Source organism: Bradyrhizobium sp. KBS0727 (assembly GCF_005937885.2).
GTDB lineage: Bacteria > Pseudomonadota > Alphaproteobacteria > Rhizobiales > Xanthobacteraceae > Bradyrhizobium.
Map to the genome: position 1 here is coordinate 2,385,602 of NZ_CP042176.1, position 22,088 is coordinate 2,407,689.

The following is a 22,088-nucleotide window of genomic DNA, read 5'->3' on the forward strand; positions in this document are numbered from 1 at the left end:
AACACAGAAAAACTGCGGAGGAAAATTCTAATGGAACAACGCGTCTCGATATCGATTTCGGACGGCATCGCCGACGTCCGACTGGTGCGGGCGGACAAGATGAACGCGCTCGATGCCGCGATGTTTGATGCGCTGGTGGCCGCTACCGCGCGGCTGGCGCATGAAAAAGGCGTGCGAGCGGTAGTATTGTCCGGCGAAGGGCGCGCGTTCTGCGCCGGTCTCGATATGGGACGCTTCGCCGCGATGAAGGAGAGTGGCGGTAACGGAGTAGCCGGCGGCGAGAAGCGCGACCTGTCGGTGCGCACCCACGGGCTGGCGAATTTTCCTCAGCAGGCGGTGTGGGGCTGGCGACAGCTCCCGGTACCGGTGATCGCCGCGATTCAGGGCGTGGCGTTCGGTGGCGGCTTCCAACTGGCGCTTGGCGCCGACATGCGTTTCCTGACGCCCGATGCGCGGATGTCGATCATGGAAATCAAATGGGGCCTGGTGCCCGACATGGCCGGCACGCCGATCCTCGCCAGCCTGGTACGCGACGATATCCTGCGTGAGCTGACTTATACGGGCCGGATCTTTTCCGCCCAGGAAGCGATGAGCTACGGACTCGCGACACGGATCTGCGACGATCCGCGCGCGGCGGCGCTCGAACTCGCACGCGAGATTGCCGGCAAGAGCCCCGATGCGATCCGCGCCGCCAAGCGCATGCTCAACAACCTGTCCGTCGATCCCGGTCCGGCGCTGCTGGCCGAGTCGGTGGAGCAGCAGAAGCTGCTGGGCAGTCCCAACCAGACCGAAGCCGTCCGCGCCAACATGGAAAAGCGCACGCCGCAGTTTGCGGAGGCGGGTTGAACGTTAGACCCTCATCCTGAGGAGCGCGTAGCGCGTCTCGAAGGATGAGGCCCGTGGCCCATGGTTCGAGACGCGCGAAGACGCGCTCCTCACCATGAGGTCCCACTTGAAGCCCGGCACGAGATCGGAATACGACAATGACAACCACCTCTCTCTTCCACGGCATCATCAGCGGCCAACGCCGGCGCAGCCACGACGAGGTCGCCGAGCGCGCCGACCGCATTGCCAGCGGCCTGCAGAAGCTCGGCGTCAAGCAGGGCGACAGCGTCTGCATGCTGATGCGCAACGACATCGCGTTCATCGAGGCGGCCTACGCCGCGATGCGGCTCGGCGCCTACGGCGTGCCGGTCAACTGGCACTTCAAGCCGGAAGAGATCAACTATGTGCTGAAGGATTCCGGCTCGTTGGTGCTGATCGCGCATGCCGACATGCTGCATCAGTTGCGCGATGCCATACCGCCCGGCGTCACCGTGCTCTCGGTGCCGACGCCGCCGGAAATTCTCGCCAACTACAAGATCAACCCCGATCATCTGGCGACGCCGGATTTCGCGGTCGATTTCGAATCCTGGCTCAAGCAATTCCCGCGCTATGACGGGCCGGCGGTGCCGCAGCCGCAGAACATGATCTACACCTCGGGCACCACGGGCCATCCCAAGGGGGTCCGTCGCTACGCGCCGACGCCGGAGCAGAGCGCCAACGCCGAAGGCATGCGCGCAATGATCTACGGCCTCAAGCCGAATGCCCGCGCGCTGCTGCCGGGACCGCTCTATCACTCCGCGCCGAACTCGTTCGGCCTGCGCGCCGGCCGTCTCGGCGGCGCGCTGGTGATCCTGCCGCGCTTCGAGCCGGAGGAGTTCCTGCGCATCGTCGAGAGCGAGAGGATCGACACCATCTTCATGGTGCCGACCATGTTCATCCGGCTGATGAAGCTGCCGGAGGAAGTGCGCAAGAAATACGACATGTCGTCGCTGCGCCACATCATCCACGCCGCGGCACCCTGTCCGGCCGACGTCAAGCGCGAGATGATCGAATGGTGGGGGCCGGTGATCTATGAATTCTACGGCTCGACCGAATCGGGCGCGGTCACCTTTGCCAGTTCCGAGGACGCGCTGAAGAAGCCCGGCACCGTCGGCAAGATATCGCCCGGCGCGGAACTGCGCTTCATCGGCGACGACGGACGCGAACTGCCGCAGGGCGAGATCGGCGAGATCTATTCGCGCATCGCCGGCAATCCGGACTTCACCTATCACAACAAGCCGGAGAAACGCTCCGAGATCGATCGCGAGGGGTTCATCACCTCGGGCGACGTCGGCTATATCGACGCCGACGGCTATGTCTTCATCTGCGACCGCAAGCGCGACATGGTGATTTCGGGCGGCGTCAACATCTACCCGGCCGAGATCGAGGCGGCGCTGCATGCGATTCCCGGGGTGCATGATTGCGCGGTGTTCGGCATTCCCGACGCCGAATTCGGCGAGGCGCTGATGGCGGTGGTCGAGCCGCAGCCCGGGGTGACACTCGATATCGCCGCGGTCCGGGCCCAGCTCAAGACGTCGCTGGCCGACTACAAGGTGCCCAAGCACATCGAAATCCAGGGCAACCTGCCGCGGGAAGACTCCGGCAAGATCTTCAAGCGCCGGCTGCGTGATCCCTATTGGGAGCGGGCAGGGCGGAGGATTTAGCACCCGTGCCCCGGCCTTGAGCCGGGACCGCCACCGCCTTCATCTTTATCTTGCGCTGCGGCAAAAAAATTGCACACTCGGAACCGCCGGGCAGTTTCTGAGGTAGCGAGCCATGTCTTCCCAGATATTGTCTTCCCAGACCATGCCTTCCGAGATCGAAGTCCGGCCGAATCGCGTCGAGGACGCGGAGGATGCCCGGCTGCGGACCGATATTCGCCTGCTTGGGCGTATTCTCGGCGATACCGTGCGCGACCAGGAAGGCGCCGACGTGTTCGACCTGGTCGAACGCATCCGGCAGACCTCGATCCGGTTCCATCGCGACGAGGACAAGCAGGCGCGGCGGGAACTAGAAGCCATCCTCGACAGCATGTCGACCGGCCAGACCGTGCGCATCGTCCGTGCCTTCAGCTATTTCTCGCATCTCGCCAACATCGCCGAGGACCAGAACAACATCCGGCAGATGCGGACGCGTTCGACCGCGGGCGGGGCGCCGCCGCAGGGAACACTGGCCGGGACGCTGGCGAATGCGCGAGCGGCCGGCCTGAAGGCCGCCGATCTCAGGAAATTCTTCGCCGAAGCGCTGGTCAGTCCGGTCCTGACTGCCCACCCGACCGAAGTTCGCCGCAAAAGCACCATCGATCGCGAAATGGAGATCGCGGCGCTGCTGGACCGGCGCGAGCGCGTCCAGCTCACGCCGCCGGAAATCGAGGCCGACGACGAGCAGTTGCGCCGCGCGGTGCTGACGCTGTGGAAAACAAACCTGCTGCGCCGTACCAAGCTCACCGTGCTCGACGAAGTGGCCAACGGCCTGTCGTTCTATGACTATACCTTCCTGCACGAGGTGCCGCGGCTGCATTGCGCGCTCGAGGATCGATTGAACGACGGTGACGGCGGGGCGCACGGCGACCTGACGTCGTTCCTGCGGATGGGAAGCTGGATCGGCGGCGACCGCGACGGCAACCCGTTCGTGACGGCCGACGTGATGCGTGGCACGCTCAAGCTGCAGTCGAGCCGCGTGCTGCGCTTCTATCTCGAGGAACTGCACCTGCTCGGCGCCGAACTGTCGATAGCGGCGCATCTTGCGGACGTTTCGAAGGATCTGCGGGCGTTGGCCGAGCGTTCGCCCGACACCTCGCCGCACCGGAGCGGTGAGCCCTATCGGCTGGCGGTATCCGGCATCTATGCGCGGCTGACGGCGACCGCTTGGAAGCTCGGTGTGGAAACCACCCGGCCGCCGGTCGGAGAGGCCGCGCCCTATGACAGCGCGAAGGACTTCAAGGCGGATCTCGATGTTCTCTATCGTTCGCTGATTTCAAACAATTCCGGCGTGATCGCGCGCGGCCGGCTGCGGCTGTTGCGCCGTGCGGTGGATTGCTTCGGCTTTCACCTCGCAAGCCTCGATATCAGGCAGAACTCCGAGGTGCACCAGCGCACGGTCGCAGAGCTGATCGACGCCGCCACGCCCGGCATGTCCTACCTGGCGCTGAACGAAGAGGCACGGGTGGCGCTGCTCACCAGCGAGCTGCGCAATTCGCGGCCGTTGACGTCGCCGTTCGTGAAATACAGCGAGGAGACGCTTGGCGAACTCGCGGTGTTCCATGCCGCCGCCGAGGCGCATGCGAAGTTTGGTACGGACTCGATTCCCCAATGCATCATTTCCATGTGCAAGGGGATGTCCGACATGCTGGAGGTGGCGCTGCTTCTGAAAGAGGCCGGCCTGATCCAGCCCTCCGGCCGCAGTTCGATCAACATCGTGCCGCTGTTCGAGACCATCGAGGATTTGCAGGCGTCGAGCGGCATCATGGACCGGATGCTGTCGATTCACGATTATCGAAAGCTGGTGGACAGCCGCGGCGCGGTGCAGGAGGTCATGCTCGGCTATTCCGACAGCAACAAGGATGGCGGCTTCGTTACGTCGGGCTGGGAACTCTATAAAGCGGAGATCGGCCTGATCGAGGTGTTCGAGCGCCACCATGTCCGCTTGCGGTTGTTCCATGGCCGCGGCGGTTCGGTCGGTCGCGGCGGCGGCCCGAGCTATGATGCCATCATCGCGCAGCCGGGCGGGGCTGTTGACGGCCAGATCCGCATCACCGAGCAGGGCGAAATCATCTCCAGCAAATATTCCAACAGCGAGGTCGGCCGCAGCAATCTGGAGATTCTCGCCGCCGCGACGCTGGAAGCAAGCCTGCTGCAACCGAAGCACAGCGCGCCGTCGGGGGAATATCTGAAGGCGATGGAGCAATTGTCGGCGCTGGCCTTCAAGGCCTATCGCGGCCTGGTCTACGAGACCGAGGGCTTTGCCGACTACTTCTGGGGCTCGACCGTCATCAACGAGATCGCGACGCTGAACATCGGCAGTCGGCCGGCTTCGCGCAAGAAAACCCGCGAGATCGAAGACCTCCGCGCCATTCCCTGGGTGTTCAGCTGGGCGCAATGCCGGTTGATGCTGCCGGGCTGGTACGGGTTTGCCAGCGCCGTCGAGGCCTGGATCAAGGAGCATCCCGACAAGGGCATGCCGTTCCTGCAGGAGCTTTACCGCGAATGGCCGTTCTTCCGCACCCTGTTGTCGAACATGGACATGGTGCTGGCCAAGAGTTCGATCGCGATCGCGTCGCGCTATGCGGAACTGGTACCTGACGTTGAACTGCGCGAGAAAATCTTCGGGCGTATCCGCCGCGAATGGCATGACTGCATCGATTTGCTGCTCAAGATCATGGGCCAGGACCGGCTGCTGCAGAGCAACCCGCTGCTGGAGCGTTCGATCCGTAACCGCTTCCCCTATCTCGATCCGCTCAACCATGTGCAGGTGGAGCTCTTGAAGGAGCATCGCGCGCAGAACCCGGACGAGCAGGTGCTGCGCGGGATTCAGATCACGATCAACGGCATTTCGGCGGGGTTGAGGAATAGCGGGTAGGAAGAGCGCGAATGGCGAATGGCGAGTAGCGAATGGGAGAAACCCTATTCGCCATTCGCCACTCCCTATTCGCCCTCTTCAGATCGGATCCCAGCTGAAGATATCCGCCGAACGGTCAAGCTTGTGGAACGACGATTTCAGCGCCGGGATAGCGTGGTCCGCGATGGTCTGCGGCGTCCAGCCGTCGCTCCGTTGGACCGAACGCAGCGGACGATTCTGGCCGAACAGGAAAATCTCGTTCATGCGGACGCCGAAGATTTGTCCGGTGACGTCCTTGGCGGCGTCGGAAAGCAGGAAGGCGCACATCGGGGCGATCTTTTCCGGGCCCATCTGCTTGATCTTCTCGACCCGCGCCTTCTCCGCGTCCGTCTCGGTCGGGATGGTGCCGATCATGCGGGTCCAGGCGAACGGTGAGACGCAGTTGGAGCGCACGTTGAAGCGGCCCATGTCGAGCGCGATCGACTTCGACAGCCCGACGATGCCGAGCTTGGCGGCGGCGTAGTTGGCCTGGCCGAAATTACCGATCAGGCCCGACGTCGAGGTGAAGTGCACGAAGGAGCCGCTCTCCTGTTCGCGGAACAGGCGGGCTGCGGCATGGCTGACGTAGAACGAGCCCATCAGATGAACCTTGATGACGGCTTCGAAGGCCTCGACGCTCATCTTGTGAAAGATCATGTCGCGCAAAATGCCGGCATTGTTGACGACGCCGTCGAGCCGCCCGAAGTGGTCGGTCGCGGTCTTGACGATCTTGCTCGCGGGGATCGCTTCCGCCACCGTCTCGAAATTGGGGACAGCGATGCCGCCGCGCTTCTTGATCTCCTCGACCACCTCCTCGGCCGGCGAAGCCGACGAGCCGGCGCCCTCGGCGGAGCCGCCGGGATCGTTGACCACGACCTTGGCGCCTTCGGCTGCGCAGAGCAGCGCGATCTCACGCCCGATGCCGCGGCCTGCGCCGGTAACGATGATGACTTTGTCTTGAAGTGATTTGGCCATTGGAGTCTCCTGTTGATGTCGTCGTTCCGGAGCGTGCGAAGCACGAACTATGATGCGCAATTGCGCATCTGAGAATCTCGAGATTCCGGGTCTGGTCCTGCGGACCATCCCGGAATGACGAAGCTGGTTACTTCTCGTTCGTAAAGATAATGGTGCCTGACGCGGCGAACATGCCGCCGACGCCGTGGCAGACCGAGACTTTTGCGCCCTGCACCTGTGCGGGTGCGATGCCGCGCATTTGCCGGACGCTCTCCTGCAGCGCGTACATGCCGTACATGCCGGAATGCATGTAGCTGAGACCGCCGCCATTGGTGTTGAGCGGCAGCTTGCCGCCGGGGCGGGTGTTGCCGTCGGCGATGAACTTGCCGGTTTCCTCGTGCGGCATGAAGTCGAGGTCGCCGAGCCCATAGAGCGGCAAATGCGCAAAGGCGTCGTAGATCATCAGGTGATCGACGTCCTTGTGCGTGATGCCGGCTTCGCGGAACGCGGTGGGACCCGCCACCTTGAAGGCGCGCGAACTATCGAACGTCTTCATCTGGCTGACCATCGGTGTTTCCACGCTCTCGCCGGTGCCCAGGATATAGACCGGCTTGTTCGGAAAATCCTTGGCGCGATCCGCCGACGTCAGGATCAGCGCGCCGCCGCCGTCGGTGACGAGGCAGCATTGCAAAATGCGGAACGGATAGGCGATCATCCGCGAGTTCAGGACATCGGCGACCGTGATCGGGGCCTTCATGGTGGCGCGCGGGTTCTTCGCCGCCCATTCCCGCTGCACCACCGCGACCGAGGCGATCTGCTCGTGGGTGATGCCGTGGGTCTTCATGTAGCGCAGCACCGGGATCGGGAACATGCTCGGCGGGCCGTAGACGCCGAACGGCGCTTCGAACTGGCCGTTGAGGCTGTCGGCCGGCGTCGAGCGCGGCAACTTGCCGATCATCGACTTGCCGCTTTCGGCGTGCGTAATCAGCACGGTCTTGCACAGGCCGGCCTCGATCGCGGCGGCGGCGTGGCGGACGTGCAGCATGAACGAACAGCCGCCGACCGAAGTGCCGTCGACCCAGGTCGGCGTAATGCCGAGATAATGCGCGATCTGCTGCGGGGTTTCCACGGCGGTCGCGATGCCGTCGATGTCGGACAGTTTCAGTCCGGCATCGGCAATGGCGTTGAGCGCCGCATCCGCATGGAGCTGGATCTGCGACATGTTGGGGATGACGCCGAGTTCGGTGGTTTCGGCGGCGCCGACGACGGCGACTGCGTTTCTGCGCATGGTGCTTAGCCCTTCGCCGGACGGAACTGAGGAAGGGTGATCTTGTCGTCGAGCTTCTCGAACGCGACTTCGAGTTTCATGTCGAGTTCGAGCGCCTCCGGCGTCTGCGGACAATCGATGATGTTGCTCATCAGGCGCGGGCCCTCGGCGAGCTCGACGATCGCGATCGCGTAAGGCGGGGTGAAGCCGGGTGCCGCCGGGCGATGGTTGATGACGTAGCTGTACAGCGTGCCCTTGCCGCTCGCCTTGAACACGCTGACCTTGCGCGAGGCGCAGGACGGACAGAACGGGCGCGGCGGGAAATAGACATTGGCGCAGGCGTCGCAGCGCTGCAGGCGCAACTCGCCGGCCGCAGTGCCGTCCCAGAAATGCTGGGTCTCAGGTGTCGGTTTTGGTTTAGCGCGCGCTGGCTCAGCCATATCAGGCATTCCTCCCGGTGGGATGAGGGCTTGCGCCCGATTGTTGCGATCTTGATGCGACATTTGACCATTCCGCGTCAACGGTCCAGCGTTGCCGCCGCATGGCCGCATTCCGGCAACGAGAGCGCTTGTATGCCAGCGATTTCCCGCGCTAGGGTATTTGCCATCAGCGTCACCGGATACGACACGTGATGCCCATAAACCTGACAACACCGGAATCACATGCCTGACATGCCGACACTTGCCGCCCTTGCCGCCGATCTCGACCGCGGCGCGACCTCCGCCCGCAAACTGGTCGAGCAATGCCTCGCCAAAATCGCCGACCCCGCGGGCGAAGGCCAGCGTGTCTTCATTCACGTCGACAAGGACGCAGCCCTCGACGCCGCCGACGCCATGGATCGGCTCCGCAAAGCCAAGGCAGCACCTTCGCCGTTTGCCGGCATTCCGGTCTCGATCAAGGATCTGTTTGATATCAAGGGGCAGGTGACCCGCGCCGGTTCTCGCGCGCTGGAGGATTCGGCGCCCGCGAAAACCGATGCAGCTGTGGTGGCACGGCTGCGCCGGGCCGGCTTCATCGTGATCGGCCGCACCAACATGACCGAGTTCGCCTATTCCGGCATCGGCATCAATCCGCATTTCGGCACGCCGAAAAGCGCCTGGAACCGCAGTGTCGGCCATGTGCCCGGCGGCTCGTCCTCCGGTGCTGCGGTCTCGATCGCCGATGGCATGGCGTTCGGCGCGCTCGGCACCGATACCGGCGGTTCGTGCCGGATTCCGGCGGCCTTCAACGGCATCGTCGGCTTCAAGCCGACGCAACGCCGCGTGCCGCTCGATGGCGGTGTGCCGCTGTCGTTCTCGCTCGACAGTTTTGGGCCGCTGGCGCGCACGGTAGCGTGCTGCGCGGCGCTGGATGCCGTGCTGGCCGATGAGCCGTTGCAGCCGTTGCAGCCGCGCTCCGTGAAGGGCATGCGGCTCGCGGTGCCCACGACCGTGGTGCTCGACGACCTCGACGCGGCGGTGGCGAAGACGTTCGAGCGGGCACTGGAAACCTTGTCACGCGCGGGCGCGCTGATCGAGCGGATCGAGGTGCCGGAATTCCACGATGTCGGCGTCATGAACGCCAAGGGCGGCTTGGCCGCGGCGGAAAGCTATGCCTGGCATCGTTACCTGATCACCAGCAAGGGCGACGTCTACGATCCCCGCGTGGCGACCCGCATCATGCGCGGCGCGGACATCAGTGCCGCCGATTACATCGACATCCTCAATGCGCGGAGGTCGTTCATTGCGCGGACGGAAGCGCGCATCGCGCCCTACGACGCGCTGGTGTTGCCGACCACCGCGAATACGCCGCCGAAAATCGCCGATCTCGCCGACGACAAGGCGTTCACCACGCAGAACCTGCGGGCCTTGCGCAACTGCACCCTGATCAACGTGCTCGACGGCTGCGCGATCTCGCTGCCGGCGCATCGCGAAGGCGAGGTGCCGGTCGGGCTGATGCTCGCGGCAGCCGGCGGATCGGACCGGCGTATTCTCGAACTCGCGGCCGGAATGGAGAACATCATCCGTGTTTGATTTGACCTTTACCGTCGAGGACAAAGGCGTCGGCACGCCGCTGACGCTTGCAATCGACCAGGCCGTCATCGCCGGCTGGACCGGCCGCGACCCGGTCGCGCGCGACAAGCATATTGCCGAACTCGAAGCCATCGGCATCGCACGCCCGGCCTCGACGCCGATCTATTATCGCGTCGCGGCGAGCCGGATCACGATGGCCGACCGCGTCGAGGTCTCGGGCGGCGAATCTTCGGGTGAAGTCGAGTTCGTGCTGATCGGCTGGCAGGGTCGCATCTTCGTTGGCTGCGGTTCCGACCATACCGACCGCAAGGTCGAGGCTTACAGCGTCACCGTTTCCAAGCAGATGTGCGACAAGCCTGTTGCGTCGGTGCTGTGGGAGTTGGAAGACGTCATCGATCACTGGGATCAGATGATCCTGCGCTCCTGGGCCGTCATCGATGGCGCGCGGGTTCTGTACCAGGAAGGCACGCTCGACGGCATGCTGCCGGTGAAGGACCTGATCGCGCGCGGTTTTGGCGGTAAAGGCCTGCCCGACGGCTGTGCGATGTTCGGCGGAACCTTTGCCGCCAAGGGCGGCATCCGCTCCGCCAGCCGGTTCGAGTTCGAACTGGAGGACCCGGTGCTGAAACGGAAGATCAGCCACGGCTACGATGTGATTGCGTTGCCGGTGTTGGGGTAATCGTCGTCCTTCGTCGTCATTGCGAGGAGCGCTTGCGACGAAGCAATCCATCCCTGCTTTGCGGCTCCATGGATTGCTTCGCGGAGCCTGTCATCGGGCGCGCATTCGCGCAACCCGTTGGCTCGCAATGACGGTAGACGGAAATCGGGTGGCGCCCGGCGGCGCGCTTTGCGAAACTCCCGCTCATGAAAGCCACCGCAAAAACCATCGATCGCCCCGCCACCGACATCGCCACCCGCGTCGATGCGCTGGATTGGACCGAGGCCGCCTCCGATCTCGACGCCCAGGGTTGCGCGGTCCTGAAGGGATTGCTGTCGCCGGAAGAATGCGCCGCCATGTCAGCGCTCTATCCCGACGACAAGAACTTCCGCAGCCGGATCGTGATGGGCCGCCACGGCTTTGGCCGCGGCGAGTACAAGTATTTCTCCTATCCGCTGCCGGAGCTGATCGCGGAATTACGGCCCTTGCTGTATGCGCGGTTGCGCGGCGTCGCCAATCGCTGGAACGAGACGATGGGGATCGACATCCGCTACCCCGATCGTCACGAGACGTTTTTGAAGCGCTGCCATGACGCCGGACAGACCCGGCCGACGCCGCTCCTGCTGCAATATGGCGCGGGCGACTACAATTGCCTGCATCAGGATCTCTATGGCGAGCATGTGTTTCCGCTGCAGGTTGCGATCCTGCTCTCGGAACCCGGGCGCGATTTTACGGGCGGCGAGTTCGTGCTGACCGAGCAGCGGCCGCGGATGCAGTCGCGGCCCGAGGTGGTTCCGCTGGCGGGGGGCGACGCGGTGGCCTTTGCTGTGCATCACCGGCCGGTGCAGGGGACGCGCGGGCCTTACCGGGTTAATCTGCGGCATGGCGTCAGCCGGATCCGCTCCGGCCATCGCCACACCGTCGGCGTGATCTTTCACGATGCAAAATGAGTGCGGGCTGAATTGACTACGGATTTGTTCGAGGCCGTTCCCGATGTGCGCCCGTCGCGTGAAGCGATGGCGGATGGCGCGGTGCTGCTGCGCGGATTCGTAAAACCCTTTGAGGGCGAATTGATCGCGAGCCTCCGCGAGATCGTCGCCCAGGCGCCGTTCCGGCGCATGTTCACGCCCGGCGGCCACCAGATGTCGGTGGCGATGACCAATTGCGGCCATGCCGGCTGGGTCACCGACCACAGCGGCTATCGCTATGACGGCATCGATCCCGTCTCCGGCAAACCCTGGCCGGCGATGCCGCCGGTGTTTCGCACGCTGGCCGAGACGGCGGCGAGCGAAGGCGGCTTCGGAGGATTTGTGCCCGATGCCTGCCTGATCAACCGCTACGCGCCCGGCGCGCGAATGTCGCTGCATCAGGACCGCAACGAAAACGATTTCGGCGCACCGATCGTGTCGGTGTCGCTGGGTCTGCCCGCGACCTTTCTGTTCGGCGGCCCCAAGCGCGCCGACAAGCCGCAGCGCTACCGGCTGGAGCATGGCGACGTCGTGGTCTGGGGCGGGCCGTCGCGGCTGTTCTTTCATGGCGTCGCGCCGCTCTCCGACGGCGATCACGCCGTGATGGGCCGCCAGCGGATCAATCTGACGTTTCGCAAGGCGCGGTGATTTTTCTTCCCTTCTCCCACCCCAACTCGGGTTTACCCGAGTTGGGCATTATATTTGTCGAAGTCGGATAGATCCGACTTCGATGGGAGAAGGTGGCGCGAAGCGCCGGATGAGGGGTCTCTCGCCGCGGACAATGACCCCTCATCCGTCTCAATCGAGCTGTGCGCGATTGATCCACCTTCTCCCACAAGGGGAGAAGGGAAGAGCGTTCCATCGTGGGTTCCCATGGTTTATGAATCATGGGCCGGGAGCCCGAAATGACCACCACCGACATCAACGCCGACACCAGCGTCAGTCCTAACCGCACCGGCGTCTATCTGGCCGTGCTGCAACTGGTGTTCACGCTGGGCTGGACCACTTATGTCATCTATCTGCCGAAGCTCGCGGCACAGGTCGGGATAGCGCCAACCGCTGTCATTCTGATCCTGATGCTGGATCAGGCGGTCTTCACCATCAGCGATACCGCGATGGGTATCGCCGCCGACAGGATCGCGGGACTGTTCGGCCGGATCGGCCTGTTCGTCGGCGTCCTGACCGCGGTCTCCTGCGCGGCGTTCGTCGCGCTGCCGCTTGTGGCCGGCGCCGGGCCGGGTGCACAGGTCTGGTTCATTGTTCTGATCCTGATCTGGGCTGTCACTTCGTCGGCGCTACGTGCGCCGCCGCTGACTCTGTTGGGCAAGCACCGCGCGCGGCCGAAAATTCCGTTTCTGGCGGCGCTGGCGATGCTGGGTTACGGGCTTGCCGGCGCGGTGTCGCCCTATCTCGGCGTCGTGCTGCGAGACCAGGATCCTCGGCTTCCGTTTCTGATCTCCGGCCTGGCGCTGCTGATCACGACTCTGGCGCTGTCGAAAGTCGAGCGCGGCGCGGCGCAGGACGCCGCAACGCCAGAACCGGCGACACCCGCAAAACCGCTCGGACGGATGCCGATCGTGTTCATCGCCTCGATGGTGATCCTGTCGCTCGGCTCCCAGCTGCATTTCAACATCAACAGCGCGCCGTTCTTCCTGCGATTTGCCAAGCCGGAGCAGTTGCAGTGGCTGCTGCCGGTGTTCTGGATCGGTTTCAATATCGCGATGTTTCCGGCCAGCGTCGTCGTCAAGCATCGCGGCGGGCTGTTCGTGATCGGCGTTGCGGGTTTGCTCGGCGCGCTGGCGGTGCTGGGCGCCGAGCTCGCGGGCAATCTGAACATGCTGATCGCCGCCCAGTTCGTTGCCGGCGCGGCATGGGGCTGCATGCTGATGGCCGCGGTCTCGGCGGCGCTGGCGATCGGCGAAACCGGCGCCGAAGGCAAGGTGGTAGGGCTGGTATTTTCCGCGCTGGCGCTTGCGACGTTTGCGCGGATGGCGGCGGTGGCCGGCGGCCTGCAGAAGCTGCCGGAATACGCGCCGCTATTGCAGTGGGCGCCGGTAGCGTGCTGGTCGGTCGCCGGCGCCGGGCTGCTGGTGATCGCAGCATCCCGGGCGCAGCGGAGGTTGCAGGTGAGGAACGTTAGCTCCTCATCCTGAGGAGCAGGCGAAGCCTGCGTCTCGAAGGATGGCCACGCGCGTCATGGTTCGAGACGGCGCTAGCGCGCCTCCTCACCATGAGGGAGAGCTTAGTTGTTCTTCGCCGGATGGATGAACGCCCACGGAGAGACTTCCGAATCCATCGGTACCTCGATTGCGATCACGTAAGGCCCGCCGTCGGCCAGCGCTTTTTCCAGCACGGGACGGAAATGATCGGGCGAGGTGACGCGCGCGGCGCCGACGCCGAAGGATTCAGCCAGCTTGACGAAATCCGGATTGACCAGGTCGGATGCTACCACGCGGCCATCGAAGCGCTCGCGCTGATCGCGGCGCACGTTGCCGTAGGCGTTGTTGTTGAAGATCAGCGTTACCACGCCGATCCCAAATTGCACGGCGGTCGCCAATTCCTGAACCGCGAACATGAAGCCGCCGTCGCCGGTGATCGCGACGACCGGGCGGTCCGGATTGGCGACCTTGGCGCCGAGCGCGGTGGGGAAGCCCGAGCCGAGCGTGCCCTGGTAACCCGAAGAGATGAAGGTGCGCGGCTCGTAGATCGGAAAGCCGTACCAGGAGGTGAAGCCGACCTGCGATAGTTCGTCGGTGACGATCGCATTCGCCGGCAGCACCTCGCGCAGGATGTTCAGATAGGCCATCTGCGGCTGGACCCTCTGGATTTCCTGATGGGCTGCTGCCGTCGCCTCACGGATCGTGGCGCGCCGGCCGCTGGTCTTGCTGTAGCCGGCCTTCTTCACGGCGGCGGCAAGGTCAGCCGTGCCGGCCTTGGCATCGGCGATTACGGCGCAATCCGAAGTGAACCGTCGCATCTCGACCGGATCAATATCGATACGGATCGATTTCAGTCCATCGGGACGATAGGGCCAGCGTGTCATCGTCGGCAGTTCCAGCCGTGTGCCGATGCCGATCATCAGGTCGGTATTCGGCCACAGTTTGTAGGCCGCCGCCATGGTCAACCCGAGTTCATGGGCATTGGAGACGATGCCGCGGCCGCTGCGGAACGCCACCACCGGCGCGTCGATCATTTCGGCGAGTTCGAGGATTTCCTCAGCCGCGTGAATGGCGCCGCTGCCGACAAAGATCATCGGCGCCTTGCTGCCCTTGACGAGCGCGGCGGCGGTCTTGATGCGATCAGGGTCGGGCTTTGGCGCCGGGAACAGATCGAACGGTTTTGCCGGGCCGACGTCCGCGCGCTGGGTGAACACGTCCCATGGCATTTCCAGCGACACCGGGCCGCGGCGTCCGGACAGCATCTCCTGGAAGGCGCGCGACACCATCGCGGGCGCGACATCCGGGTATTCGATCCGGTCGGCCCATTTCACAAAAGTCTTCAGCGTTGCCAGTTGATCCGGCATTTCGTGCAGATGGCCGCGGCCCTTGCCGAGGTATTGCGTCGGCACCTGGCCGGTCAGGCACAGCACCGGCTCGTTCGATCCGAACGCGGTCAACAGCGCCGCGCCGGCGTTGAGCACGCCGGGGCCGGGCACGACGCTGAACACGCCGGGGCGGCCGGTGGAGCGGGCGTAGCCATAGGCCATGTAGCCGCAGGCCTGCTCGTGCCGTGCGCCGATCACCTTGAGCTGCGCCTGATGGAAGGCGTCGAACAGGCCGTAGATCTGCGCGCCGGGGAGGCCGAACACGGTGTCGACGCCATGCGCGACGAGGCCATTGACGATTGCTTCGCCGCCGGAAGTTGAGGTCATTGCACTGTCCAATCGCTCACAGGATTTATAGGGCTTCGTCGATCACGCCGTTCTTCAGCACGCCGACGCCATCGGCTTCGACCTCGATGACGTCGCCGGGCTTGAGGTAGCGCGGCGGATCGAACCGAGCACCGGCCCCCGTTGGCGTGCCCGTGACGATGACGTCGCCAGGCACCAGCGTGGTGAAGGTCGAGATGTAGTTGAGGAGATAGCGGAAGCCGAAGATCAGGCGGCCGGTGCGGTCGTCCTGCCGGGTCTCGCCATTCACCTTGGTGGTCAGGTGAATGTCCGCGATCTGGCTTTCGTGTGTATAAGGCACCAGCCACGGGCCGAGGCTGCCGGTGGAGTCAAAATTCTTGCCCTGGGTGACGTTGAACTTGGCGTGCCGGACCCAGTCGCGGATGGTGCCTTCGTTGCACAGCGTGATGGCGGCGATGTGGTCCAGCGCCGCGCTCTCCTTGATGTGCCGGCCGGCCTTGCCGATCACGATCACCAGTTCGCCCTCGTAATCGAGCTGCGGCGAGGCGCGGGGCCGGACCAGCGGCGCGTTGTGGCCGACAAACGACCGCGGCGTGCGCATGAACATGCTCGGATATTTCGGCGCGTCCTGGCCGTCCTTGTACTCGGCGTTGCGGTCCGGGTAGTTCACGCCGATGCAGATGATCTTTTCCGGCGCGGGGATCGGTGGCTGCCAGACGATCGCATCGAGCGCATGATCGGGCGAACGGCGTGCCGCGTCCTCGGCAAGCTTCATCAGCGCGCCGGCCGCGATGGCTTCGCGCAGGGTCGGATACTCCTTCGCGAAACGCGCGGAGAGATCGACGACGCCGGCGTCGGTCACGGCGCCGTAGTGTGTGACGCCGCCGATCGAGTATGTCGCGAGAGGGTGTGAGGTCATTGGTCCTCTCGCTCAATCCGCAATCGTGACATCGGCGATAAATGCCGGCTCGCGCACCGCCTGTCCTGCGAAGGGCGACCCCTCCTCGAACCAGGAGCGTGGCGCCGGCGCGCCCCACAGCGTCTGCCGGCGCGGGTCCTTCAGCGACCAGCGCAACGGCTCGTGGTCGTGGTCGCCCGTAAAATAGTCGCTGGTGTAGAGCTCGAGGCGATGGCCGTCGGGATCGCGGACATAAAGAAAGAACGCGTTCGAAATGCCGTGGCGGCCGGGACCGCGCTCGATGTTCTTCAGAAAACCGCTGGAGGCCATGACGTCGCAAAGATGCAGGATGTTCATCGCCGTCGGCACCCAATAGGCAAAGTGGTGCAGGCGAGGGCCTTTTCCGTTGGTGATGGCGAAGTCGTGCACATTGCCCTTGCGGTGCATCCAGGCGGCGGCGATGCGGCCGTTCGGCCCGTCCTCTTCTCCGTATTCGGTCAGCCGGAAGCCGAGCCGCGCGTAGAAGTCGACGGTGTTCTGTACTTCAGGGGAAAATACGTTGAAATGGTCGAGCCGCTGCGGATGGCAGCCCTTGTAGAGGTCGTAGCGCCGCAACAGATGCTGGCGCTTCTCCATCGACGCATAGAGTTCGAGCTGGAAGCCGAGCGGATCGGTGAATTGCAGCGTGCGGCCCTGGAACGGCTGCTCGGTGAAGGCGTAGGTGATGCCGTTCTCGGAAAAGAAGCTGGCAGCCTTGTCGAGATCGCCGTCGTTGCCGACCTTGAAGCCAAGGCGGTTGCAGGCTGCGACGGGCGCTTTGCGCAACACCAGCGAGTGATGCTGATGCTCCTCGCTGCCGCGTAAGTACACTGCTCTGTGGTCGCGATCCTCGACATGGAGGCCGACGGTGGTCTCGTAGAACGCCCGGCTCTTGTCCAGATCGACCACGTCGAGCACGGCGTGGCTTGAGCGGATGATATTGAAGGGGGGATCGAAGATGTGCGTCGGTACCGGCATGCGTTTTCCCTGATTGAGTTCGTCATTCCGGGATGGTGCGCTAGCACCAGACCCGGAAGCTCGAGGTTCCGGGTTCGCTTCGCGTCCCGGAACGACGGTGAATATTAGATTCCCAGTTTCTGAATCTTGTGCGTCCCGCGCGCCAGCGAGACGTGCTTGGTTTCCATATAGAAGTCGAACGAGTAATCGCCGCCGTCGCGGCCGATGCCTGACGACTTCATGCCGCCGAAAGGCGTCGGCAGGTGGCGGACGTTTTCCGAGTTGAGCCAGATCATGCCGGCTTCCAGCGCATCGGCGACGCGAAGCGCGCGGCCCATGTCGCCGGTCCAGACATAGCCGGTGAGGCCGTACTGCACGCCATTGGCGATTTCGATCGCGTCCGTCTCATCCCTGAACGGAATGACGGTCAGGAACGGACCGAACACTTCTTCCTGCGCCACCCGCATGTTCGCGTGTGCGCCGGTGACCAGCGTCGGCTCTACGTAATGCCCGCCGCCGGGGCCGTCATGCGGCTTGCCGCCGACGGCGATGGTGGCGCCGTCCTTGCGGGCGACCTCGAAATAGCTGCAGACCTTGGCAAGGTGCCGCTCGTGGATCAGCGGCCCGATTTCGGTGGCGGGATCGAGCGGATGGCCGACCTTCAGCGCCTTGACGCGGGCGGTGAGCTTTTCGATGAATTTATCGGCGATGCCCTGCTGGACCAGCAACCGGCTGGATGAGGTGCAGCGCTCGCCGTTCAGCGAGTAGATCATGAAGACCACCGCATCGAGCGCGCGGTCGAGGTCGGCGTCGTCGAACACGATGACGGGGTTCTTGCCGCCGAGTTCGAAGTGCACCCGCTTCAGCGTCGGCGCGCCCTGCGCCATGATGGCCGAACCGGTCGAGCTCTCGCCGACGAAACCAATGGCCTTGATCGCGGGATGCTCGGTCAGCGCCTTGCCGGCTTCCTCGCCGATCCCGTGCACGGTGTTGAGCACGCCGTCGGGCAGGCCTGCCTGCCTGGCCAGCTTGGCCAGCAGGTCCGCGGTCACCGGCGACCATTCCGCCGGCTTGTGCACGACGGTGCAGCCGGCGGCCAGCGCCGGCGCGATCTTCCAGGTCGACAGCATGAACGGCGTGTTCCAGGGCGTGATCACGCCGACCGGGCCGATCGGTACCCGGGTCGAGATGTTCCAATGCTCGTCGCTTGGCGTGTTGAGGCCGTCGCGGGCCTCGGCGCATTTGTCGGCGAAGAAGCGGAAATTCTCGGCCGCCCGGATCGCGGCCTTGGCCATGAAGCGGTGGGCCTGGCCGGTATCGATGCATTCGAGCACGGCGATGTCGTCGGCATTGTCCTCGATCGCATCGGCGACGCGGTGCAGCAATTTCTTCCGCGCGGTCGCGGGCATGTCGCGCCAGGCCTTGAAGGCTCGGCTGGCCGCGGTCGCGGCGCGGTCGATGTCATCGGCGTTGCCGCGGGCGACGGACGCCAGCGCGGTGGTGCCGTCGACCGGGGATTTGGTCTCAAAAGTCTGTCCGGAGATCGACGGCACGCTCTTGCCGTCGATCAAGTGGTTGATGCCTTCGGCCTTTAGTTTGGCGAGCAGGGGGCCGACGCGGTCGCGGTTGGCCTTGAAGGCGTCCTTCGGTGTCACTTTATCCATGTGCCGTCTCCACTTTCAGAGCTTCGTGGATGTTGTTGCGTTTCCAACTGGTTTCCTCGTCGTTGATCTGCATGTCGAACGACAGCGCGAACTTCGAGTTCGCAAACACCGGATCAAGATAGGCCGACAAGGCCTTGAAAATATGTTCGCCGGCCTTTTGCCGGGTGGAGAGGTCGCGGCCCTCGCCGAGCCGCAGCACCATATCGAGAAAGCCGAAATTCCTGGCGCCGTCGGCGATCGCGTAGTGCTCGCATTTGATGGCGCGGACGCGGATGCCGCCGAGCGGGAAGATGCCGGTCTCGACCGCCGTCTTGCGAACCAGTTCCACCGCCGCGCCCATGTCGACGCGTCCATCGAGATTGGCTGAATATTCGATCGTGAAATGCGGCATGGGGTTACTCCCGCGATTGTTAAAGCATCAGGCGAAGTAGCAGCTCACCGAGCCGTAAGCGCCGTAGTCGGCCTGGATGGTATCACCCTTGCGGGTCTCGATCGGGCGAACGAACGATCCCGCCAGCACCACTTGGCCGGCTTCCAGCGCCAATCCATTGGGCGCGATCTTGTTGGCGAGCCATGCCACGGCTGTTGCCGGATGATTGAGCACGCCGGCTGCCAGCCCAGTTTCTTCCAACTGGCCGTTGCGATAGCAGAGCGCGCCGATCCAGCGCAGGTCGGCATCCATGGGGCGGATCGGGCGGCCGCCAAGCACGATGCCGGCATTGGCCGCATTGTCGGCGATGGTATCGAAGATCTTCCGGGTGGCCTTGGTCTGCGGATCGACCCGTTCAACCCTTGTGTCGAGGATCTCCAGCGCGGGGACTACGAAGTCGGTGGCGTTAAGGACGTCGAACATCGTGCAGTCGGGCCCGGACAACCGCGATTTCATCACGAAGGCCAGCTCGGCCTCGACGCGGGTGGCGATGAAGCGCTCGGTCGGCACCAGCCCGCCATCGGCAAAGAACATGTCGTCGAGCAGGATGCCGGAGTCCGGCTCATCGATATTGAGCGCGCTCTGCATCGCCTTCGAGGTCAGGCCGATCTTGTGGCCCTTCACCGTCCGGCCCTGGGCGATCTTCATCTCGACCCACGCCTTTTGAATGGCGTAGGAATCCCCGATCGTTATACCGGGGTGTTCGAGCGAAATCTGCCGGATCTGCTTGCGGGTCTTTTCGGCATGGTCGAGCCGCTCGGCGGCGCTGCGGATTTCGTCTTGGGAAAGGGCCATGAGGGTCCGCCGTCGTTCGGCAAAAATGAGGTGCTGGAATTTGATTAACATGTTAAGGGTATCCGGGCAAACTGATTTGATGCTTGCTGCACCGCAAAACTTTTTCTCTTTCGATCAACGGTTCCCGATGGTGGACGACTAGCGATGGCGGACAAGAAATCGCGGAACGGGTCGCGTTCGGATTCCGGTGAAACAGCGGAGAGCCGCCGCGCACCGATGCGGGAATTCTCCCGGTCGCTGCCGATGTCGTTGCTGCGCGCACGCGAAGCCGTGATGCGGCAGTTCCGGCCGTCGCTGCGCAACCACGGCTTGACCGAGCAGCAATGGCGGATCCTGCGTGCCTTGACCGCGGTGGAAACCATCGAGGTCACCGAACTCGCGCGCGTCGCGTTTCTGTTGGGGCCGAGCCTGTCGCGAATCCTGCGCGACCTCGAAGCGCGGCATCTGATCGAGCGCCGCACCGCGAAAGCCGATCTGCGCCGTGGCGTGGTGTCGATCTCGCCCAAGGGACTGAAACTGATCGAGGCGGTGGCGCCTAACTCCGAAGCGATCTACGCCGAAATCACCAGTCGTTTTGGAGCCCGCAAGCTTGCCGAATTGCAGGACATGCTGGGCGTGCTGGAACGCAGCCTCGCGGCGATGGAAGTGGCCGGCGAGGAAACCGCCGAGGACGAGTGAGCGCAAATTTGCATGATGACATGCCGAAAGCTGCATGGCTTCGGTGGCTGCACCTTATTCAGGCATCGCCATTGATCGGGAATAGAGCGGGCCGGCCGGCGTTAAACACATTGGCCGTCGCATTCCGCGACGTCTCGGCCGTTCGTCGAAGTTGCCGTGATATCAATTTACTCAAGACGCAATAGTCCGTAGATACGCATCGGTTGCGCGTCCCTTGAGGATCGCCAAAACCAAGAAAGGCCGACAAAGAAGCCCGGCCTCAGGGAGGAATGGATGAAGCTTACGAGACGCGATTTCGCGGCCGGTATCGCTGCCGGCATTGCGGCGCCCCACATTTTGACGAGCGCACGGGCGCAGGGCGCCACCATCAAGATCGGCATGTGCGCGCCGGTGACCGGCCCGGCGGCTGAATCCGGCGGATATGCCATCAAGGGCGCCAAGCTCGCGCTCGACGCCGTCAACAAAGCCGGCGGCGTTCTCGGCAAACAGCTCGAACTGATCGTCGAAGACGACCAGACCACCAATCCCGGCATCGTGCTGGCCTTCTCCAAGCTGGCGGCTCAGTCCGACATCGTCGCCTTCCTCGGTTCGATCCGTTCGACCCAGGTTCACGCCATGGCGCCCGACGTGATCAAGCTCGGCAAGCCGGTGATGATCGGCGGTACCGATCCGACCCTGACCCACATGGGTAATCAATGGCTGTTCCGCTTCCGTCCCAATGACAGCTATTCGGGTCGCGTGATTGCCGATTACGGCGTCAGCACGCTCGGCAAGAAGAAGTGGGCCGTGCTGCATTCGACCGATGCGTTCGGCACCGCCGGCGGCAAGGCGCTGACATCAGCACTTGAAAAGCTCGGGGCGCCTCCGGTTCTGGACCAGGGCTACGCCAACCAGAGCCAGGATTTCACACCGGTCGTGCTCGCGATCAAACAGTCCGGCGCCGACATTCTCGGTTCCTACTTCACGTTCGAAAACGATCTCGGCATCTTTGCCCGGCAGTTGCGCCAGCTCGGCGTCAACATTCCCTGGGTCGGCTCGCCCTCGATCGTGAACATTACGGCGTTGAAGCTGGCAGGTCCGGCGCTGCACAACACCTATGGCGTCGCCGACTACGCCGAGGATTCCAGCGAGGGATCGAAGACCTTCGGCAAGCTATATCGCGACACCGTCAAGGTGGCGCCCGACAACCAGAGCTCCTGGCCCTATGACGCGGTGAACGTGCTCGCCGCCGCGATCAACAAGGCCGGTTCCACCGATGCGACCAAGGTCCGCGAGGCGATCCTGGCCACCAGGAAGTTCCCCGGTGCCGAAGGCGAATACAATTTCGACCAGAACGGCGACGGGCTTCACGGCTACAACATCGTGAAGAACGACAAGGGCAACATCGTCTTCGACAAGCACATCGAGTTCAACGACTGACCCGCATTCGGCCTCTCCGGTTCCGCCGGGGAGGCCGAC

The 22,088-nt window shown here is 63.9% G+C and carries 19 protein-coding genes; 10 read left to right on the forward strand and 9 right to left on the reverse strand.

Annotated features, from left to right (window positions below; all coding sequences use genetic code 11):
• Positions 1 to 30: 30 nt before the first annotated feature.
• The 3 genes from FFI89_RS10865 to ppc all read left to right on the forward strand — a co-directional run bounded on the left by FFI89_RS10865 (position 31) and on the right by ppc (position 5,442).
• Positions 31 to 846, forward strand: coding sequence for a crotonase/enoyl-CoA hydratase family protein (locus FFI89_RS10865; RefSeq protein WP_138836346.1), 816 nt, complete (start codon positions 31 to 33; stop codon positions 844 to 846).
• Positions 847 to 983: 137 nt separating this feature from the next.
• Complete coding sequence (locus FFI89_RS10870; protein WP_138836348.1) at positions 984 to 2,528, forward strand: acyl-CoA synthetase; 1,545 nt, start codon at positions 984 to 986, stop codon at positions 2,526 to 2,528.
• A gap of 127 nt (positions 2,529 to 2,655) precedes the next feature.
• Positions 2,656 to 5,442 (forward strand): phosphoenolpyruvate carboxylase, encoded by a 2,787-nt coding sequence (ppc, locus tag FFI89_RS10875; RefSeq protein ID WP_138839144.1) that lies wholly within the window; start codon positions 2,656 to 2,658, stop codon positions 5,440 to 5,442.
• Between the two features lie 78 nt (positions 5,443 to 5,520).
• Here ppc and FFI89_RS10880 read toward each other — a convergent pair whose 3' ends face one another.
• The 3 genes from FFI89_RS10880 to FFI89_RS10890 all read right to left on the reverse strand — a co-directional run bounded on the left by FFI89_RS10880 (position 5,521) and on the right by FFI89_RS10890 (position 8,121).
• Positions 5,521 to 6,435, reverse strand: coding sequence for an SDR family oxidoreductase (locus FFI89_RS10880; RefSeq protein WP_138836350.1), 915 nt, complete (start codon positions 6,433 to 6,435; stop codon positions 5,521 to 5,523).
• Positions 6,436 to 6,562: 127 nt separating this feature from the next.
• A complete protein-coding gene (locus FFI89_RS10885; RefSeq protein WP_138836352.1) occupies positions 6,563 to 7,702 on the reverse strand; it encodes a thiolase in 1,140 nt (379 codons plus the stop codon).
• A 5-nt stretch (positions 7,703 to 7,707) separates the two neighbouring features.
• Positions 7,708 to 8,121, reverse strand: coding sequence for a Zn-ribbon domain-containing OB-fold protein (locus tag FFI89_RS10890; RefSeq protein ID WP_027538065.1), 414 nt, complete (start codon positions 8,119 to 8,121; stop codon positions 7,708 to 7,710).
• 222 nt (positions 8,122 to 8,343) lie between these two features.
• On the opposite strand from FFI89_RS10890, the gene FFI89_RS10895 reads away from it, so the two are divergent.
• The 5 genes from FFI89_RS10895 (at position 8,344) to FFI89_RS10915 (ending at position 13,472) form a co-directional block, all read left to right on the forward strand.
• Positions 8,344 to 9,693 (forward strand): amidase, encoded by a 1,350-nt coding sequence (locus tag FFI89_RS10895; protein WP_138836354.1) that lies wholly within the window; start codon positions 8,344 to 8,346, stop codon positions 9,691 to 9,693.
• Complete coding sequence (locus FFI89_RS10900) at positions 9,686 to 10,372, forward strand: DUF2848 domain-containing protein (RefSeq protein ID WP_138836356.1); 687 nt, start codon at positions 9,686 to 9,688, stop codon at positions 10,370 to 10,372. Before FFI89_RS10895 ends, FFI89_RS10900 begins: the two co-directional genes overlap by 8 nt.
• Before the next feature lie 185 nt (positions 10,373 to 10,557).
• Positions 10,558 to 11,301, forward strand: a complete 744-nt coding sequence (locus tag FFI89_RS10905; protein WP_138836358.1) for a 2OG-Fe(II) oxygenase — start codon at positions 10,558 to 10,560, stop codon at positions 11,299 to 11,301.
• A 12-nt stretch (positions 11,302 to 11,313) separates the two neighbouring features.
• Positions 11,314 to 11,967 carry a DNA oxidative demethylase AlkB gene (gene alkB, locus FFI89_RS10910; RefSeq protein ID WP_138836360.1) on the forward strand — a complete coding sequence of 218 codons (654 nt, stop codon included), beginning with the start codon at positions 11,314 to 11,316 and terminating at the stop codon, positions 11,965 to 11,967.
• A gap of 257 nt (positions 11,968 to 12,224) precedes the next feature.
• Positions 12,225 to 13,472, forward strand: a complete 1,248-nt coding sequence (locus tag FFI89_RS10915) for an MFS transporter (RefSeq protein WP_138836362.1) — start codon at positions 12,225 to 12,227, stop codon at positions 13,470 to 13,472.
• 89 nt (positions 13,473 to 13,561) lie between these two features.
• Here FFI89_RS10915 and FFI89_RS10920 read toward each other — a convergent pair whose 3' ends face one another.
• From FFI89_RS10920 to hpaH, 6 genes are all read right to left on the reverse strand, one after another.
• Positions 13,562 to 15,190, reverse strand: a complete 1,629-nt coding sequence (locus FFI89_RS10920) for a thiamine pyrophosphate-dependent enzyme (protein ID WP_138836364.1) — start codon at positions 15,188 to 15,190, stop codon at positions 13,562 to 13,564.
• Between the two features lie 25 nt (positions 15,191 to 15,215).
• On the reverse strand, positions 15,216 to 16,088 hold the full coding sequence (locus FFI89_RS10925; protein WP_138836366.1) for a fumarylacetoacetate hydrolase family protein: 873 nt from the start codon (positions 16,086 to 16,088) through the stop codon (positions 15,216 to 15,218).
• Positions 16,089 to 16,100: 12 nt separating this feature from the next.
• The gene (gene hpaD, locus FFI89_RS10930; protein ID WP_138836368.1) at positions 16,101 to 17,084 is read right to left on the reverse strand and encodes a 3,4-dihydroxyphenylacetate 2,3-dioxygenase; all 984 of its coding nucleotides are present in this window, start codon (positions 17,082 to 17,084) and stop codon (positions 16,101 to 16,103) included.
• Positions 17,085 to 17,188: 104 nt separating this feature from the next.
• On the reverse strand, positions 17,189 to 18,727 hold the full coding sequence (hpaE, locus tag FFI89_RS10935) for a 5-carboxymethyl-2-hydroxymuconate semialdehyde dehydrogenase (protein ID WP_138836370.1): 1,539 nt from the start codon (positions 18,725 to 18,727) through the stop codon (positions 17,189 to 17,191).
• Entirely contained in the window at positions 18,720 to 19,118 is a 399-nt protein-coding gene (locus FFI89_RS10940) for a 5-carboxymethyl-2-hydroxymuconate Delta-isomerase (RefSeq protein WP_138836372.1), read from the reverse strand. The genes hpaE and FFI89_RS10940 overlap by 8 nt, the downstream gene beginning before the upstream one ends.
• A gap of 27 nt (positions 19,119 to 19,145) precedes the next feature.
• Positions 19,146 to 19,952 (reverse strand): 2-oxo-hept-4-ene-1,7-dioate hydratase, encoded by an 807-nt coding sequence (gene hpaH, locus FFI89_RS10945; protein WP_138836374.1) that lies wholly within the window; start codon positions 19,950 to 19,952, stop codon positions 19,146 to 19,148.
• Between the two features lie 216 nt (positions 19,953 to 20,168).
• Between hpaH and hpaR the strand changes: the two genes are divergently transcribed.
• Positions 20,169 to 20,630 carry a homoprotocatechuate degradation operon regulator HpaR gene (hpaR, locus tag FFI89_RS10950; RefSeq protein WP_246669415.1) on the forward strand — a complete coding sequence of 154 codons (462 nt, stop codon included), beginning with the start codon at positions 20,169 to 20,171 and terminating at the stop codon, positions 20,628 to 20,630.
• Positions 20,631 to 20,903: 273 nt separating this feature from the next.
• Positions 20,904 to 22,049, forward strand: a complete 1,146-nt coding sequence (locus FFI89_RS10955; protein ID WP_138836379.1) for an ABC transporter substrate-binding protein — start codon at positions 20,904 to 20,906, stop codon at positions 22,047 to 22,049.
• The last annotated feature ends 39 nt before the right edge of the window (positions 22,050 to 22,088 follow it).